Origin of the sequence: Prochlorococcus sp. ALOHA_ZT_50 (assembly GCF_022447305.1) — a bacterium.
GTDB lineage: Bacteria > Cyanobacteriota > Cyanobacteriia > PCC-6307 > Cyanobiaceae > Prochlorococcus_A.
Map to the genome: position 1 here is coordinate 1 of NZ_JAKVCI010000017.1, position 18,756 is coordinate 18,756.

Genomic DNA, 18,756 nt, shown 5'->3' on the forward strand with positions numbered 1-18,756 from the left:
AACAATCGTAGTTTTTGCACCTATCATCGCTGCTTTGGCATGGGTTATATTCAATATACAAAAACCAGCAAGAGAGCAATTCAATAGGGACTTTTTGGGCAAGGATTAATTTAATTTGATTGATAAAGAAGTAATAGTTATTGGAGCTGGTCTTGCGGGATCAGAAGCTGCTTGGCAAGTAGCTAGTGCTGGCATACCGGTTAAATTAGTTGAAATGAGACCTATCAAATCAACTCCAGCGCACCATACTGGTGAATTTGGAGAATTGGTTTGTAGTAATAGTTTTGGAGCTTTAAGTCCTGATAGAGCTGCAGGTTTATTGCAAAAAGAACTTAGAATTTTTAAATCATTGATAGTTCAAACAGCAGATAAATTTGCTGTTCCTGCTGGAAGTGCTTTGGCTGTTGATAGATCTAAATTTAGTATTGCTTTAACTGATGCTTTATCTAATCATCCTTTAATTGAAATTATGAGATTTGAACAATTAGATCTCCCAAGCAAAGAAAATATAACGATCCTCGCAACTGGCCCATTAACTGCGGATGAATTATCCTATAAAATTCAAGCTTTTACAGGTATTGATGCGTGTCATTTTTTTGATGCCGCTAGTCCTATTATTTATGGAGATACTATTGATCAAGAGATTGTATTTAAAGCTAGTAGATACGACAAAGGAGATCCGGCATATCTTAATTGCCCTATGGATAAAAATGATTACATCCATTTCAGAAATGAACTAATAGAAGGAGAACAAGCTAATTTAAAAGACTTTGAGAAAGAATCAGCTAATTTCTTTGAAGCTTGCTTACCAATTGAAGAAATTGCTAGAAGAGGAGTTGATACAATGAGATACGGACCATTGAAATCTATTGGGTTGTGGAATCCAAAATGGGGAGATTTATTTGATAGGGAAAATAGATTAAAAAAGCGACCTCATGCAGTTGTCCAATTAAGGAAAGAAGATTTAGAAGGGAAATTACTAAATATGGTAGGTTTTCAAACTAACCTCAAATGGTCTGAGCAAAAAAGAATATTTAGGATGATTCCTGGTTTAGAAAAGGCTGAGTTTGTACGTTTTGGAGTAATGCATAGAAATACTTTTTTAGAATCTCCAAAATTACTTTTACCAACATTGCAATTTATGAAAAGAGAAAATCTTTTTGCTGCGGGTCAAATAACGGGGACGGAAGGTTATGCAGCAGCAGCAGCAGGGGGCTTGCTTGCAGGAATAAATGCATCCTTATTAGCTAAGGGTAAAAAACCAGTAAGTTTTCCTGATGAATCAATGATTGGTTCTCTAATGAATTTTATCAGTAACAAAAATCAAATATTATCTAATCAGAAAAAGAATAAATTCCAACCAATGCCTGCTTCATTTGGTTTAGTTCCAGAACTAACTAAAAGAATAAAAGATAAAAGATTAAGGTACAAAGCTTATCAAGAAAGATCTACAGAAGCCTTGAATGACTTTAAAAATAAACTAGATTCTTGTTTTGATAAAGACCACTTACTCAGCAAAATTTACTAAGATTAATTATCAAAGATCCAAAAAATGGAATTAAATAAGGAAAATTTCGATGCAATTATTATTGGCTCAGGAATAGGAGGGTTAGTAACTGCTTCACAATTGGCGGCGAAAGGAGCTCAAGTATTAGTTCTTGAAAAATATATTATTCCAGGCGGGAGTGGAGGCTCTTTTAAGAGAAAAGGCTATACCTTTGATGTAGGGGCTTCAATGATTTTTGGATTTGGAGAGAAAGGTTATACCAATTTATTAACTCGTGCTTTGAAAGATGTGAATGAAAAATGCGAAACTATTCCCGATCCTGTTCAACTGGAATATCACTTACCACATAACTTTAATATTTCTGTAGATAAAAATTATGAGCAATTTATAAGCAAATTATCAGCTAGTTTCCCCAAGGAAAAAAAAGGTATCAAGAAATTCTATGATACTTGTGCAAGTGTATTTAAATGTTTAGATTCAATGCCTCTTTTATCAATAGAGGATCCAAGTTATCTTTTTAAAGTTTTCTTTAAATCTCCATTATCCTGTTTAGGGTTAGCTAGATGGTTACCAGTAAATGCAGGAGATGTTGCGAGAAAGTTTATAAAAGATCCTGAACTTTTAAAATTTATCGATATCGAATGTTTTTGTTGGTCTGTAATGCCAGCTCTAAAAACCCCTATGATTAATGCGGGAATGGTATTTACAGATAGGCATGCTGGGGGGATAAATTATCCAAAAGGGGGAGTTGGAACGATAGCAGAGAAGTTTGTTTCTGGTATTGAAAAATTAGGAGGAAAAGTTAGATATAAAGCCAATGTGACTGAAATCCTCTTAAAGGATGAGAAAGCGGTAGGAGTTAAGCTCTCAAATGGGGAAGAGATATATTCAAATATTATTGTATCCAACTCCACTAGATGGGATACATTTGGATTAAAAGATAATACTAAAGGATTAATTTCTAGTAAAAACGTGCCAAAAAGTGAATATAAGTGGTCAGAAACTTATAAACCCTCACCTTCTTTTGTTTCGATTCACCTTGGAGTAGAAAAAAATCTAATATCCGATAATTTTAATTGTCATCATATAATCGTTGAAAATTGGGATGAATTAGAAAGCGAAAAGGGAGTTATTTTTGTTTCTATACCTACTTTGCTTGACTCGTCTTTGGCTCCAGAAGGTAAACATATCGTACATGCATTTACTCCTTCATCGATGAGTGAATGGGAAGGCCTATCAAGGAAAGAATATTTGCAAAAGAAAGAAAAATATTTTTCTTTTCTTGTTGAAAAAATATCAACTATTCTTCCTAATCTTGAACAAAATATTGATCACAAAGAAATTGGTACTCCCAAAACTCATAAAAAGTTTCTTGGAAGATATGAAGGTAGTTATGGGCCAATTCCCAGTAAAAAGTTGCTTGGACTTTTGCCAATGCCTTTCAACACTACAAAAATTCAAAACCTTTATTGTGTAGGGGATTCATGCTTCCCTGGCCAAGGCCTAAATGCAGTTGCTTTTAGTGGATACGCATGCGCTCACAAAATAGGTGCAAAGTTAAACATAAACAGTTTTAAATTGCCCGATTAAAAGGATCCTTCTGAAATGATAGAAAAATTTAAAACTCTTTTTTTTGTGAAAAGTTCGTTAATTTCTCTTTATTTAGCGCTTACAATTCCTTTACCATTTATTTCAATCGAAAAATTAAAAATCCCCTCTATTATAATTTTTGCCCTAGGACTTTATTTGATAATCAATATCACTAGTGATTATGTAGAAACTTGCAGTAATAAAATTTCATATAAAAGTAGCTTTATTTCTAAATTCTTAGGAAAAAAAAATTGGGAGATTTCTTGGAAAGATATTAAATTAATCAAATCTTTGCCAACCAGTCAGGGTAGTAAAGTTTATTACTTTAATACTTTTCAAGGTGATAATTTTCTTGTCCCACAAAGAGTGGAAAAATTTGAAAAATTTTTATTAATTGTTTCCAGTAATACTGGGATTGATATTAATGAAATATCTTACATATCACCACTATGGACATATAAATTACTGACATTACTATCAGTTTTAATGATTATTGGTGAACTTTTTGCTTTTCTAAATTAAATATTATCAATACTGAATCTATAACCTTGTTGTCTAACAGTGGTTATTCCCCCACCTTCTCCCAATCCAGCCTGTTCTAATTTTCTCCGCAAAGTTAATACCTGAGTATCTACAGACCTAGGACCACCACTGAAGGGCGGCCAGGCCATCCTTAAGAGCTCTTGACGACTTCTTACCATTCCAGGTGGCATCAAAAGAGCGCAAAGCAGTGCAAACTCCCTAGGGCTTAATTCTACGGGCTTCTCGCTTAGAGTAACTTGTCTTAAAAGAAGATGAACCTCTAAAGGTCCAACCTCAACTTTTTCTTGTAATCCTATCCTTCCCCTTTTTAAGAGTGTTCTGCATCGTGCTGCAAGCTCTTCAAGTCCAAAAGGTTTTCTGAGAACATCATCTGCCCCTTCATCTAATAGATTTACTAATGCTTCAACACCTGATCTTGCCGTTAAAACTATGACTGAAGACCCAAGTTGTTGGGCTAGTCTCATTGCAGTATTCTGCTCGAGGATTTCTGCGCTAACTAATAAGTCAGGTGATTGTTCTCTGCATAAGTCAATAGCTTCTGCAGCTGTACCTACTGCTGCAGCTAAATGGCCATCTTGGCGAAGCCTTTGCACAAGGACTGTTCTAAGTGTGGGGTGAGGTTCAACAACTAGAACTCTTGAGGGGGTTTGAGAGCTCGTAGGCAATTGTGAACTGCCAGGAGTTGAAGCTAAGATTTGCTCAGTTGATTGCATTCTTAATTACTGTTTGGCCAGGCAATTTTTGATCGTTCTTAATAAGGTATAACAAATGCAAAATAAAAATCAGAATTTATCGAATTATGACATCATTTGAAAACCCTAAAGCAATTCGTCACTTTCAGTCAATTTGCGATAGTTGCCAGGACTTAGTTACTCGTTTTCATACGCCATCTGATCTTAAATTATATAGTGATGGTTATCTCCAAGCATTAAGGAATTGCAGTAGTTTAGAGCAAAAGGATCAAGAGAAATTAGAAAGATTAATTGAAAGATGGATTTTAGATCCGTCAAGTTTTATTGATCCAGATGGAGATGGAAATAAAGGTTTTTTTGATAAAAAAAGGATTTAAAATATTAATTTTTATTAACCAATACAGTATTTATACTCACTAATTGTCTTAAGACGCTAATTCAATTTCTATTTTTTCTTTAAGAGATCCAGAGTTGTACATCTCAATAAGAATGTCTGATCCACCAAGAAATTCTCCTTTTAAGTAAACTTGAGGAATTGTTGGCCAATCTGAATATTCTTTGATACCTTCTCTTATAGCGAAATCACTTAAAACATCAAACGTACCAAATTCTACCCCTAAAGAATTTAGTATTTGAACTACATTGTTGGAAAAACCGCATTGAGGCATTAATTTTGTCCCTTTCATGAAAACCATCACTGGATTAGATTCAATCAGTTTTTGTATTTTATCTTTTGTTAGGTTGTCCATAATTCAATTTGGAGTTTCTGTTTTTAATGCCAGTGCATGGATAGCCTCTGAAGCTAATTCTTCCTTCAAAGCAGAATATACTAGCTGGTGTTGTTTAACTAATGATAATCCATTGAATTCAGATGCAATTACAGTTACTTGCAAATGATCATTTCCCTTAAGGTTTTCAACAAAAACTTGGGAACTTGGGATTTTTTTAGTGATTAATTTAATAACTTCTGTTTTCGTAATCATAGTAAATTTTAATTAACCTTTGTATTTTGTCTCAACAAATCCTAGTTGGATCAATCTTTCATAAGCTTCTTTACCTTCAGGGCTATTAGGTGACATTATTCTAATTGTTTCAACAAGTAAGGGTACTGCAACCTCAGGCTTTTCAGTTTTTATATACATAGAGGCTAATCTCTCATTTGATTCTGCCAAAATTTGTAATGTTTGCTTACCTTTCCTTTGCATTTCATTTGGTATTCTCGCATCAATTCCTTTGAACGATGAATTTAGATCAGAATAAAAAGACGCAAGTTGCTTTGCTAATTTTCTAGCGTCTAAATAAAAATCCTTAGCTTTTTCAAAATCCCCGTTTTTAATATATTTATCACCTTCTTTTATAAAATATTCAACGTTTGAGATGGAAAGCTTTTTACTCTCATTTGAGAGTACTCTGAAGTCTTCTGGATTCTTTATTTCTGCATGAACTTCATTTTTGTAAGGAACATTTCCAAAAAATATAAATAAAATTGGGATTAATTTTAAGAATTTCATTTTCTTTTTCAATTATTAAAATTCATAGTAACTTATTGCAGATTCATCTACCTACATTTTTTAATGCTTTTTCTTCCTCTTGAGTCATTTTTTCATTTAGAAATTTATTAAAGTCCTTGATAGTAAAGTTTGAGTAATCATTAATTGGTATTGGTTTTCCAAAGGATAAACAAAATTCGCCCCTAAAGTTCGGAGGTATTTTGCTGTAAGCAATTCCAATTGGAATAATAGTAATAGAGGTTGTTTTTTTGGTAGCTAATCTAGCTAATCTATATAGTCCTTCTTTGAGAACTAATTTTTTTCCATATCTATTAATCTTTCCTTCGGGGAAAACAACTAGTTGTTCTCCTTTTTCTATAAGATCAATCGCATATCTTAAAGCTGAGAGAGATGGCGATAATTGATTTATTGAAAAACATCCAAGTCTTTTTAAAAACCAACCTTGTATTCCTCTCATTTCGGATTTAGTAACCATAAATCTACAATCCTTTTTTGTTACCCTTCTACCCATTGCCATTGTGAGTATTAAGCCGTCCCATCTTGATCTGTGGGTTGGAGCCAAAATGATAGAGGAATTTATGGGAATCGAAAAACCATTTTTTAATATTTTCTTTTTTCTAAAAAAGAATCTCAAAACAACGTCCTGAGTAACGAACATTGCAATAAATCCCAATACAGGGTTGATTTTATGCCAAATATTTAAGGAATTCTTCTTCAAGTTCTATTTACTATATATTAATAATTTAAGTGTTTGCCTTTTTTTATTAGCTATTATTGGGCGGTTACTAGATTGTCTAGAAACTAAGATTTTCAAAATTATGGCTACTTTAGGAGTAAACATTGATCATATTGCAAATGTAAGGCAAGCAAGGAAAACTGTCGAGCCTGACCCTGTGCAATTTGCTTTTTTAGCTGAATTAGGAGGGGCAGATTCCATAACAGTGCATCTAAGAGAAGATAGAAGACATATACAAGATAGGGACGTATTCCTTCTGAAAGAGACTATAAAAACAAAACTCAATTTAGAGATGGCTGCTACAGAAGAAATGTTAGAAATTGCCAAAAAAATTCTTCCCGATTATGTAACGCTTGTACCCGAGAAAAGAGAGGAAGTTACTACTGAAGGCGGGTTGGATTTAAAAAGTAATGTGCAATACCTTAAGAAGGCTGTTGGGAATTTAAAGGATTCAAATATAGAAGTAAGTGCATTTATTGATCCTCTTGGTGAACAGATAAATTATTCCAAAGAAATAGGGTTTGATTTTATAGAATTACATACTGGAAAATATGCTGAACTATCGGGATCTGAACAATATAAAGAGCTCCAAAGGATTATAGAGTCTACACATTTAGCAAATGACCTTGGATTAGTTGTTAATGCTGGTCATGGCCTTAACTACAATAATGTTAAAAAAATTGCATCAATTAACAATATGAACGAGTTAAACATAGGTCATAGTATTGTTGCAAGGGCTTTAGCGATAGGATTAGAAAAGTCTGTACGTGAAATGAAGTCCCTTATTACATCAAATTAAATTTCAAAATGACAACATACTTTTTCGTTGCGGCAAGTGAAAAGTTTTTAACAGTTGAAGAACCACTTGATGAAATTTTGAAAGAGAGGATGAGGAACTATAAAGAAAATAATAAAGAAATAGATTTTTGGCTCTTAAAAAATCCATCATTTTTGCAAACCACCCAATTTGCTGATCTAAAAGCAAAAATTCCATCTACCCCAGCAGTTGTTTTATCGACTGATAAAAAATTTATAACTTTCTTAAAGCTTCGTTTAGAGTTTGTTGCTGTGGGGGAATTCGAATGTCCTAATGCAGAAATAATTGATCCATTTAAAGTTGAGTAATATAACCATCTAGTAAATTGCTCAATCTTTATAAGTCAAATAAAATTGAAGTAATTAGTGAGCTGTTAGCAGAGGAATTAAAAATATGTCCTCCGCCTATAAATGAGAAATTAGAAATAGTAGTCCCCAATTACTTTTTGGGGAATTGGTTACGTGAACAAATAACTATAAAAAACAAAATAAGTGCTCTTTATGAATTAAAGACAATATCAACGTATACCGAATCTTTATTGACAAATTTTTTCCCTGCAATTGATATGAGCGCATGGAATTTTGAGTCAATTAAATGGGGCATTATTGATTCCTTGGAAGAATTAAATAGCTTTAAAGAATCATTTCCGCTTAGAAATTGGATTAATAAATATTTGGATAATAAAAAGACAATTGATGGAGACATATATAATCTGACAAAAAAGATCACGAATAATTTTATTGATTATCTGATTTTTAGACCTGAAATGATTGCTCAATGGAATAGATATGAAATTAATTCATCTAATCTATTTAAGAATTTAAACTCAGATCAATTTTGGCAACCTATTTTATATAAATTATTAGAGGAAAAGATATCTGAAAAGCCATCATGTTTATACATGATTGAAGTAATAAAGAATTTAAGAAAAATTAAAAACGTTCAATTTCAAGTACCAAATCAAATTTATATTTTTTCAGATAATAACTTATCTAAACTACATATTAATTTTTATTCAGAACTTTCAAAATTTATTAAGGTAAATTTGTATTTATTATCTCCTGGAGAAGATTTATGGAATAGAATAAATTGTCTTGAAGGTGAGTTGGAATTTGATGATAATGAAAGTAAATTGAATTTAAATAATACAAATATAGAGAAAATATTTGGTAAATTTGGAGCAAACTTTCAGAAATTAATTGATGAAAATATTTATAAAGAAGGTATAAATTTAAAAAATAATCTTATTTATCTCGATCCAACAACTAATTTTCATAATAAGAAAGATATTCCTCTTCTTAATCAAATACAAAAAAGACTAATTGATAATAATAGCGTTGATTTTATAGTAAGTGAAAGGGATGATTCAATATTACTTTGTGAGCATTTTAATCAGAATAGTCAATTTGAATATTTAAGAAATAAAATTATAGAAATAATAAATTCTTGCGAGAATATTAAATATAGTGATATTGCTGTTTTATCTCCACAAACTAATTTAATTAAACCTTATCTAAGGTACATCTTTAATAATGAGTTAATTAATGGTGAAAAGATACCTTATTTTTTTATTGATGAGGATAATCATGACTCTTCAGGCATTTATGAATTTCTAATTGACATCACTGAAATAGCAAGTGAAAAAATTACACTTGAAAAAATAGATTATATTCTTTCGAAAAAAGTAACTCAGAACATTTTTGATTTTAATATTACTGAGAAGGATGAAATTATTTTCTTACTTACCCAAGCGGGGTTTCATTGGGGATTAGATGATAAAGAAAGATTAGGTGAAGAGAAAAATACTCTAGATTGGTGTATAAATAGAATTACTTTAGGCTTAATTTATGACAAAGAAGTAAATTTAAGTACTTTTAATTTAAAACCATTTAGCTATAAAAATATAAGTTTGGATTTGAATAAATGGGTTAAAATATTAATTCATTTAAAAAAATATATTAATTTGATAAGGGGATCTTTTTCTTACTCGAATTGGGTTGAAAAGATAAAGTTTATATTAAAAAGTATTGCTGATTCTAATGCAAATTTCAATTTAGAAATAAGTGAAATAAATAGAATTCTTGATAATCACGCAATACCTTTAATACCTGATGATCTTATCTTGTTAAAAGTTTTTAGAGAAATATTAATTTCTTGCATAAATAAAGTTAAATATCAAAGCAAATCACGAGTCAACAAGATCCTAGTAAGTGATATTGAGAATTCAAGGCATATTCCACATAAGGTTATCTTCCTAATAGACATGAATAGTGTTAATTATCCAAAATTACCAAAGAGTGAAAACATTAATTTATTAAAAAACAAATATCATTTGGGTGATCCATCTGTTTTTGAAAGAGAGAAATATGCATTTCTGGAGTTGTTAATTGCCTGCAGAGATAAATTTATAGTTACTTGGGTAAAAAATGATAAAGACAATAAAAAATTAGATGTTTCTTTTCCTATAAAAGAGTTAATTTCTTTTTTTGATAGTTTCTTAAACCAAAGCCAAAGAGAACTAATAATTAAAGATTCTGATTTAAATAAAAATGAAATAATTGATCTTGATAAATCTAAGATTGTTAAAAGTAATTATTCTTTAATAGAAGATATAAATTGGAATGAAAAAAAATCTGATATTAAAAATTACAAATTATCAGAATTGATTTATTGGTTCAAGACTCCACAAAAATATTGGCTTAATAAAAACAATATTTCTCCCAAGGAAATATTTATTCATCATCCAGACGAGGAGTATGTAAGCAATCTGCAAAAGTCGCAACTAATTACAAAAATAATCCAGCAAGTAGAGATTGATAATCATAATATTATTGATGATTTAAATGAATTAAATATTAATGATCAATTGGCTGAAAATGGTATTATTATGCCCAAAAATAGTATTTTTACAAAAGAAAAAGAAATCAAAGACTTATTAAGCAGTCTATCTGCAAGTTTGAGTCAACATAATAAGATTAATAAAATCTATGTTAAGTTAAATGCGAATAAAGAAGAATATTTAATCGCTGATGACACCGTAATTGAATTAATTAATGCGAAGTTAAGTTTAAGTCGTTTGACTGAGGCTTGGATAAAATTACTCTTTATTTCTTCTTTAAAGAGGAATATAAAAAGGACTAAAGTAATTTTTAGAACAGAAAATAATTATAAATCGCAAATTATTCAATCACCCGGAGCAACTGAATCAAATCTAATTTTGGAGGAGTACATAAATATTTTTAAAAATTATTCTGAAAAATGTTTACCTCTTCCTCCAGAAAGTGCTTATAAATATGTAGAAGCAAAAATAAAATCAAAAAATGAAAAAAAAGCTTTTACAGATAAATGGATTGGTAATAAAAATTTTTCTAAAGGAGAAAGAGATAATATCGAAATGAAAATGTGTTTTGGTAATGAAAAAGAACCAGATTTCTTTCTTGGAAATAATAATTTTGATCAATTATCATACAGATTATATGGTCCTCTAATTAAAGCATTAAAGAAATAAAAAATGTCTAAATTTCAGTTAAAAAATTTTTTTAAAGCTGCTTATGATCTAATGCTTGTTTTTTTACAGTTCTTTATTATTAGTCTTCATTTTTTTCAATGGGAATTTCTTCCACAAAAACAAATAATTCAAGCAAGTCCTTTTTCTTATTTCCTGGGTATTTTAATTATCATAATCGCTTTCATAATAATGTTAGTTTCAATTAAAGACTTAGGTAGAAATTTATCCCCTTTCCCAAGACCTATAAACAATAGCAATCTAGTTACTACAGGTATTTATCGATTTACGCGTCATCCTATGTACTATTCTTTAATATTTATTTCCATTGGAGTTTTTATAATAAAATTATCTATTTATTATTTATTTTTGACAATAAGTTTAGCTTTAATAATTAAATTTAAGATTGCCTTGGAAGAGAAATATTTAATGAATAAATTTAAGAATTACTTACTTTATAAAAATGAGGTCAAAGTTTAATTTAATAAAGAAATGGATATTAATCAAATTAAATTAGATAATAAGTTTAAATTAGTAGAAGCAAGTGCAGGAACTGGTAAAAGTTTTACTTTGGCTCACATAGTTTTAAGAAATGTTTTGGAGAAAAAAGTTAAACCAGATGAGATACTCTTGCTAAGTTTTACAAAAAATACTTGTTCTGAATTAAGAGATAAAATACTCTCGAGATTTCATAATTTAAAATTATATTTGCAAAGTCATAATGAAAGTAAGATAGATAATACTCTTAAGGATTGGTATCTAAATTTTAAGGATAAAGATAAATCTAAGGAAAAAATAATTTCCGAAATTGATAATTTTATAAATCAATTCTATAAGTTAAAAGTAACTACTTTCCATGCTTTTTGTAATAATATTATTGATGAATATAGTATTGAAATAGGTGTAACTCAAGATCCATATATTGAGAATAATATTGATAATTTGTATAAAGATGTAATAGATAATTTGTGGATTGATGATTTTCTGAATCTTAATCATGAGCTTATTTCAGCAGTCAACAAAAAAAAAATAAGTTCTAGATTTGGAAGTAGGATCAATAAGTCATTTTTTGTAGAAATTTTAAAAAATATAGATCAAGAAAATATCTGTAAATTTCAAATAAATAATAAATATAAGATTATTGATTTAAATAATTATTTTAATGAATTTTTTTATTTAAATTGGAATGAGTTTTGTTTTGAATGGAATAAGAAAGGTAAGGAATTATTTTTACAACTCATAGAGTTGGGAAAATTAATTAAGGAGAGTGGTGGAAAAAGTCAAATATATGCTGCAAAACCAAGAAATGATAAGTTTAATCAAATAAATTGTTGGATTGAAGAGATTAACAAAAGGCTTAATTCTAAAAATGTTATTGATTTTATATATGATATTTCTAAGGATGATCTTTTATCTAAATATTTTTACATTGAAAATATATCTAAAGAAATTAATAAACATAATCTAAAATTAGATTTTACTAAATTTAATTTATTACAAGATAAAATTTATAAAATAAAAGAAGGTTTCTTTACTGAATTTGTAAGAATATTTACCCAATTAGCTTATATAAAATTAATTGAATTAAAGAAAAGTTTTTCTATTTTCAACTTCAATGATCTTATAAAGACTGTAGAAAATACATTTCTAGATTCGGAAATTAGTAATAGTAATACTCTATCTAAAATTCAAAAAAGATTTAAATGTGTCTTAGTTGATGAGTTCCAAGATACAGATATTACTCAGTGGAATTTAATAAAAAAGTTCTTTAATACAAAAAATCATTTTTTACTTTGCGTAGGTGATCCAAAACAAGCGATTTACAAATTTAGAGGTGGAGATATTGAAACTTACTTAGATGCAAGATCTAATGCAATCGAAGTTTTTAGTCTTACAGATAACTATAGATCCTCAAAAAAGTTAATCGATGTTCTTAATAAACTTTATAAGAATGGACTTAAACAATCAAAACTAAACTATAGTAAATTAACCTCAAGAATTAATGAAAATATTAATCCTGAATTTAAATTTAAGGATGTATTTGAAATTGTAGAATTTTCAAAAAAAGAGACTGATATAGAGGATCTTGTAACTCATTACATAGTTAACTTTATTTTAAATAATAAAGAAATTGATATTAATAAAATTGCGATTCTTACATTAAATAATTCGCAATGCTTAGATTTTAAAAAAAAATTAAATCAGTTTAACCTCCCATGCAAAATTCAAAATAAACAAAATATTTTTGATACAGAAGCAAGTTCTCTACTATTTTTATTCATTGAATGTTTATTAAATCCGAGGTCTTTAAAAAATATAACTTTGCTTGCTACTTCAAAGTTTATAGAAATAAAATTAGAAGATTTACTTGATCATGGAATTAGTAATAATTTAGAAATTTTAATTAATAAATGCATTACTTGGTCCCAAGAACTAAGAGAAAAAGGTTTTTTAAACATTGTTAATGAACTACTTATAAATTACAAGTCATCCTCGATTATTCAAGATTCAGATTTAAATTCAAATTTATTTCAACTTTCAGAAATTGTTGAAATAGAATTAATAAATAATGATTTTGATCTCAATATAGTCTTCAACTGGTATAAAAATCAGTTAGATCATATTTTAAGAATTTCTACTGGAGAAGATTTTTTGACGAAAGATTATAATCTTCAAAATGGAATAAATCTTTCTACCATTCATAGTAGTAAGGGCCTCGAATTTGAAATAGTCCTATGTCCATATCTCTCAATTATTTCAAATAAGTCAAATAAAATTAAAGGACCTCTTTGGAAATCAAATATTGATAGAAATATATACGTTAATATTTCTAATAATTACGCGAAGGTTGAAAAATTTAAATTAATAGAAGAAGAAGATTTATTTAAAGAGAGTGAGAGGTTAATTTATGTAGCACTTACAAGGAGCAAATATAAACTTATTGTTTTTAATGATTTAGAGGATACAAATAATATTTTAAATAATGATTTACTTAATAATTTGGAAAATATCAATATTTATAAGTCTACTTTTGAAGTCAGGATAGAAAAAGAGAAAATAAAAGAAATTTTTTCTAAGTTCCAAACCAACCGATTGAATAATAATCTTTGGAAAATCGATAACGTTAATAAAAAAATATCTAATGTATTTAATTCTGATCAATTTATTTCTTATTCAAGTTATTCTTCTTGGATACGTAAAGATAAAAATATTGATGCAGTCATTAATCAATATAAGGATTATGAAGATAATATATCAATTATCAAAGATTCTAATTTTAAGAATTCAAAGAATTATCCTAATTATTTTTCTTATCCAAATCCCTTAAGTGAATTTCCAAAAGGAACTATTGCTGGGACTTGCCTGCACAAAATAATAGAAAGATTTGAATTTAGAAACGATAATAATCAAGAATTAATTGATTTAATTATTGAGGAATTGAACTTTCATCAAATCGATACTTCTTTGGCTTTTAAAGTAAAAGATGCGATTTTAAGAATCATAAATATATCTTTAGGAAGAGAATTACAAAATAAGAAACTAGTTGATATTCCAAATGAATACTTAATTAAGGAACTCAAATATGATTTAACCCTATCTTATGAAGGTAGAAATATTAATTCTAATGATATATCAAATTGCTTTTTTTTAGATCAGGAATATGAATTTGGTGAAGAATATGCAAATAAAATAAATGATCTTCAAATTATGAATAAAGGCTTTCATTCAGGATGTATTGATTGTGTTTTCCCTGTAGGAAATAAATTAGAAGATAGTAAATGGTGGGTAATTGATTGGAAAAGTAATTTGATTTCTGGTAGTGATAATAGTGATTGTTTACCAAGAAACTATAACTATGAAAACATGAGAAATGAAATGATTAAACATCATTATCCATTGCAATCTCATCTTTATTTATTAGCATTGCATAGATTATTAAAGTGGCGACTTAAAAATTATCAACCACATAAACATCTAGGAGGATATATTTATTTGTTTTTAAAGGGATTGCCAGATTTTGAATTATTTGAAAAATCTAAGTCTGAAGATATATCTCCAGGTATTTTTATTAGCAAAGCACCTTTAAAAAGAATTAATTATTTAGATAACCTTTTTTAGAATGACTAAAACTACTACAGATATTGAAAAGTTCCAATACGATCATATATTTAATTTAATCTTAGGTATTTTCAAATTTAGTGAAAAAAAATATGGAAATTTCGTAAAAGATGTAATAAGAATTTTATTAGAGTTTGAAAAAAATGGTGAAACTATTATTGATGTTGATAATAGTTTAATAATCTTTGAATTATTAGAAGATGGCTGGCCCAATAAACATATAGATGTTCTAAAAAATATAGGTTTGATTGGTTCCCTTCATTCTCCATTCGTATTAGTAAATAGAAAATTATCCTTATCAAAATGGTCAAAAAAGATAGAAAGAGTTATTAATTCATTTCTAAAAAAAATAGATACCGATAATTTAATGAACTCAATAATTTATAAAGATGATAATAAAATTGATCAAATTAAAAATATATTTAAATATTCAAACTTAGTTTTCCTTCAAGGAGGACCAGGTACGGGTAAAACCACTTTAATAATAAAGTTAATACTAGAACTCCTTCAAATTGATAACTTTTTAAATATTGGTTTGTCTGCTCCAACTGGTAAAGCTACAGCTCGTTTAAAAGAAGCTCTTAATGATAAAAAAAATATTTCCTTTAGCAAATTTCTAGACCAAATAGAATTTCAAACTTTACATAGATGGATTTTAAATTCTCAAAATAAATCTCTTAAGTTGAAATTTAAACTAAAAGAGCTTGATATTTTCATAATTGATGAAATGTCAATGGTTAATATCGATTTGATTGAATCAGTTTTAAATTTGCTAGCAAAGGACTGTAAAATTATTTTAGTTGGAGATAAAAATCAATTGTCTCCAGTAAATAACTGTTCTATATGGAATTATTTGTTTGAATATTCCGATAATAGTTCAATTAAATCTTGTGTAGTAAATTTAGAAAAAACTTATAGAAATATTGGAGATATAGCATTAATTAGTAGTTTAATATTTAATAATGATTTTTCTTTACTTAATCAAAAGATAAAAGAATTAGAAAAAGATAATAATTCAAAAGAAATTACTATTTCAAAGAGTAGAGAAAAAGATATTCCAAAAGATCTATTATTTTCGATTACAAGTCATCTAAAACAGTTAAATATTTCAACTTCAAATTTAAGTAAAAAAAAATATATATTTGATGAGAGTATTGATAATTTATTGCTTAATGAAAAAGATTTAGTAGATAAGATATTTCTGGATTTACAAAGTCACTTGATTTTATGCGAAAAAAATTCCGGAATATGGAGTGTTGAATATTTGAATGAAATTGTTTTTGGTCAAAAAAAACCCTATGACCTTAAAACTCTTAAAGAGGGTGTTCCGATCATGTGTACAAAAAATAATAATGAACTTGGATTGTCAAATGGGGATATCGGAGTACTTATAGGTTTAAAAAATAAAAGAAAATATCTTTTTAGAAAATTTAATGATAATAACGAAGAAATTGTCGCATTAATTGATCCATCTAATTTAGAAAATGTTGTGCCAGCAATAGCCATTACTATTCATAAATCTCAAGGAAGTGAATCTGAAAAAGTAAATATTTTGTGGTCCCAAAATTATAGAAGAAATCAATATGCTGTAAAAGAAAAAAAAGATAATCAAAATATCTTTTGCAGAGATAATTTTGAAAGAAGGTTATTTTATACTGCTGTTACAAGAGCGAAAAAATCTTTAAATATATATTATTTAAATTAAATTTTATTTTTGAGAAATTAGTAATATCTTAACCCCAAGATGTTAGATTAATAATTCGGCTCTGTAAGGCTAATCAACAATTTAAGTCAATTTAGATATTTGTTGAATGCCTAATCAGAAGATTATTAGGCATTTAAAATGGCTTTAAAAAAAGATAGTAACTCTCTTGGTAGTGAGCAGGAAAAGTCTCAGAATGAAGATTCTTCCCTACTAGAGTTCAAGAACTTAGATAACAAAAAAGAAATTGAATCTCAACTATTGGAAGTATCGAAAGGAGATGATAATGAGAATGGATTTCTCGATTTTGGGTTTAATCAATCGATCTTAAACTCGTTAAAAAATAAAGGATATAAAAATCCAACTCCCATCCAAAAAGCTGCAATTCCCGAACTAATGTTAGGCAGGGATTTACTAGGCCAAGCACAAACAGGAACAGGAAAGACTGCAGCTTTCGCATTACCATTAATAGAAAAACTTACAGATAATAAAGAATTAAATGCCAAGGTTTTAGTTATGACTCCTACAAGAGAATTAGCAACTCAAGTGGCAGAATCTTTTAAAAGTTATAGTTCTGAATCTAGTAATTTTAAGACGGTTGCAATATATGGAGGTACCGACTATCGAAATCAAATTTCTGCATTAAAAAGAAAAGTTGACGTAGTAGTTGGGACCCCAGGCCGAATAATGGATCATATAAGGCAGGGGACTTTTAAAATTAAAGATATAAATTGTCTTGTTTTAGATGAGGCAGATGAAATGTTAAATATGGGTTTTCTTGAAGATATTGAATGGATAATAGATCAACTTCCGGAAAATAAGCAGATGGTATTGTTTTCAGCAACAATGCCTAGTGAGATAAGAAATATAGCAAAAAAATATCTAAATGATCCCGCCGAAATATTAATCAAAAGTGTCAAAAAAGAAACTCAATTAATTTCGCAAAAATTTCTATATGTACAAAGGCATCATAAGTTAGATGCTTTAAAAAGAATACTAGAACTTAATAACGAGGGAGTAATTATTTTTGTTAGGACAAAACTACTTACTACTTCAATAGCTGAAGCTTTAGAGAATTCAGGTCATACTGTGGCAGTACTTAATGGAGATATACCTCAAAATCAAAGAGAAAATACTGTAGATAGATTGAAAAAAGGATTTATTAATATCCTTGTTGCAACTGATGTCGCAGCTAGAGGATTAGATGTTGAGAGGATAAAACTTGTTGTTAATTACGATTTTCCTTTTGACAAGGAAACATATACTCATAGAATTGGAAGAACTGGAAGGGCAGGCAGATCAGGAGAAGCAATTTTATTTGTTAATCAAAGAGAAAAACATTTTCTAAGAAACTTAGAAAACTCAACAAGAACCAAGATTGAAGAAATTAATATACCAAGTAATAAAATAATAAATGAAAAAAGGATGGAGAAACTTATAGATAATGTTAATGAGAGTTCTTTAGCTAAAGATGAAAATGAAGAAAATAAAGCTTTGATTATTGATGTACTAGATAATTTAAAAGAAAAATACTCTATGGATGACTCAAATATTGCAATGGCGGCGATTAATTTAGTAATAGGTAATAAATCATTTTTTGTTAATGAAGATGATTCTTGGATTAATAAACAAAATAATACTGATCGAAATAGATCAAATAGAAATAGTAATAATCGTATGAGAAATTCAAATAGAAGAAATAATTATCAAAATGATTCTTTTGAAACCTACAAATTTAACTTTGGTAAATTTGATGGAGTTAGAGTTGCAAATATTATATCCTCAATCTGTAATTCAACTAATATAAATGGTAGATCCATAGGTAAGATACAGATTTTTAATGATTACAGTTTGGTAGATTTACCCAGAGATCTGCATAGAGAAACTAAAAATAAATTAAAAAAAATTAAAGTCAGAAACTAGTGATAGAGAATGAAAGCTAGCAAATATAATTTCTTTATTTTTGTGAATCTGATAATACTATTCAACTCCTTTAATAGTTATTATTTAGCTCAAACGAAACAAAATTCAATC

At 28.3% G+C, this 18,756-nt stretch carries 17 protein-coding genes; 12 read left to right on the top strand and 5 right to left on the bottom strand.

Going from position 1 to position 18,756, the window contains the following annotated elements; genetic code table 11:
• From MK115_RS05835 to MK115_RS05850, 4 genes are all read left to right on the top strand, one after another.
• The coding region (locus MK115_RS05835) for a photosystem II protein Y (RefSeq protein WP_079294138.1) at positions 1-109 on the top strand (109 nt) is incomplete at its 5' end.
• 6 nt (positions 110-115) lie between these two features.
• Complete coding sequence (trmFO, locus tag MK115_RS05840; RefSeq protein WP_287610173.1) at positions 116-1,528, top strand: methylenetetrahydrofolate--tRNA-(uracil(54)-C(5))-methyltransferase (FADH(2)-oxidizing) TrmFO; 1,413 nt, start codon at positions 116-118, stop codon at positions 1,526-1,528.
• A gap of 24 nt (positions 1,529-1,552) precedes the next feature.
• Positions 1,553-3,097, top strand: a complete 1,545-nt coding sequence (gene crtH, locus MK115_RS05845; RefSeq protein WP_287610175.1) for a carotenoid isomerase — start codon at positions 1,553-1,555, stop codon at positions 3,095-3,097.
• A 15-nt stretch (positions 3,098-3,112) separates the two neighbouring features.
• Positions 3,113-3,619, top strand: coding sequence for a hypothetical protein (locus tag MK115_RS05850; protein WP_287610177.1), 507 nt, complete (start codon positions 3,113-3,115; stop codon positions 3,617-3,619).
• Here MK115_RS05850 and MK115_RS05855 read toward each other — a convergent pair.
• A complete protein-coding gene (locus MK115_RS05855) occupies positions 3,616-4,353 on the bottom strand; it encodes a response regulator transcription factor (protein ID WP_025881752.1) in 738 nt (245 codons plus the stop codon). The two genes, MK115_RS05850 and MK115_RS05855, sit on opposite strands and share 4 nt — an antisense overlap.
• An 86-nt stretch (positions 4,354-4,439) precedes the next feature.
• Between MK115_RS05855 and MK115_RS05860 the strand changes: the two genes are divergently transcribed.
• Positions 4,440-4,709 (top strand): DUF6761 family protein, encoded by a 270-nt coding sequence (locus MK115_RS05860; protein ID WP_025890966.1) that lies wholly within the window; start codon positions 4,440-4,442, stop codon positions 4,707-4,709.
• A gap of 48 nt (positions 4,710-4,757) precedes the next feature.
• Here the strand turns inward: MK115_RS05860 and grxD are convergent, their stop codons facing one another.
• The 4 genes from grxD to MK115_RS05880 are packed head-to-tail and all read right to left on the bottom strand — an operon-like array spanning position 4,758 to position 6,501.
• Positions 4,758-5,081 carry a Grx4 family monothiol glutaredoxin gene (gene grxD, locus MK115_RS05865; RefSeq protein ID WP_025979819.1) on the bottom strand — a complete coding sequence of 108 codons (324 nt, stop codon included), beginning with the start codon at positions 5,079-5,081 and terminating at the stop codon, positions 4,758-4,760.
• Between the two features lie 3 nt (positions 5,082-5,084).
• Positions 5,085-5,315 (bottom strand): BolA/IbaG family iron-sulfur metabolism protein, encoded by a 231-nt coding sequence (locus MK115_RS05870; RefSeq protein ID WP_011818647.1) that lies wholly within the window; start codon positions 5,313-5,315, stop codon positions 5,085-5,087.
• A 12-nt stretch (positions 5,316-5,327) separates the two neighbouring features.
• Entirely contained in the window at positions 5,328-5,843 is a 516-nt protein-coding gene (locus MK115_RS05875) for a hypothetical protein (protein WP_287610188.1), read from the bottom strand.
• A 43-nt stretch (positions 5,844-5,886) separates the two neighbouring features.
• Complete coding sequence (locus tag MK115_RS05880; protein ID WP_287610236.1) at positions 5,887-6,501, bottom strand: lysophospholipid acyltransferase family protein; 615 nt, start codon at positions 6,499-6,501, stop codon at positions 5,887-5,889.
• 160 nt (positions 6,502-6,661) lie between these two features.
• Between MK115_RS05880 and MK115_RS05885 the strand changes: the two genes are divergently transcribed.
• From MK115_RS05885 to MK115_RS05915, 7 genes are all read left to right on the top strand, one after another.
• Positions 6,662-7,378: a pyridoxine 5'-phosphate synthase gene (locus MK115_RS05885; RefSeq protein WP_287610190.1), complete on the top strand. Its 717-nt coding sequence runs from the start codon at positions 6,662-6,664 to the stop codon at positions 7,376-7,378.
• Between the two features lie 8 nt (positions 7,379-7,386).
• The gene (locus MK115_RS05890; RefSeq protein ID WP_025881740.1) at positions 7,387-7,704 is read left to right on the top strand and encodes an MgPME-cyclase complex family protein; all 318 of its coding nucleotides are present in this window, start codon (positions 7,387-7,389) and stop codon (positions 7,702-7,704) included.
• 17 nt (positions 7,705-7,721) lie between these two features.
• Positions 7,722-10,904 (top strand): exodeoxyribonuclease V subunit gamma, encoded by a 3,183-nt coding sequence (locus MK115_RS05895; RefSeq protein ID WP_287610193.1) that lies wholly within the window; start codon positions 7,722-7,724, stop codon positions 10,902-10,904.
• Between the two features lie 51 nt (positions 10,905-10,955).
• Positions 10,956-11,381, top strand: a complete 426-nt coding sequence (locus MK115_RS05900; RefSeq protein WP_287610238.1) for a methyltransferase family protein — start codon at positions 10,956-10,958, stop codon at positions 11,379-11,381.
• A gap of 12 nt (positions 11,382-11,393) precedes the next feature.
• Positions 11,394-15,020, top strand: coding sequence for a UvrD-helicase domain-containing protein (locus MK115_RS05905; RefSeq protein ID WP_287610195.1), 3,627 nt, complete (start codon positions 11,394-11,396; stop codon positions 15,018-15,020).
• A 1-nt stretch (position 15,021) separates the two neighbouring features.
• Positions 15,022-16,725 carry an AAA family ATPase gene (locus MK115_RS05910; RefSeq protein ID WP_287610197.1) on the top strand — a complete coding sequence of 568 codons (1,704 nt, stop codon included), beginning with the start codon at positions 15,022-15,024 and terminating at the stop codon, positions 16,723-16,725.
• Positions 16,726-16,863: 138 nt separating this feature from the next.
• Complete coding sequence (locus MK115_RS05915; RefSeq protein ID WP_287610199.1) at positions 16,864-18,645, top strand: DEAD/DEAH box helicase; 1,782 nt, start codon at positions 16,864-16,866, stop codon at positions 18,643-18,645.
• Positions 18,646-18,756 lie beyond the last annotated feature (111 nt).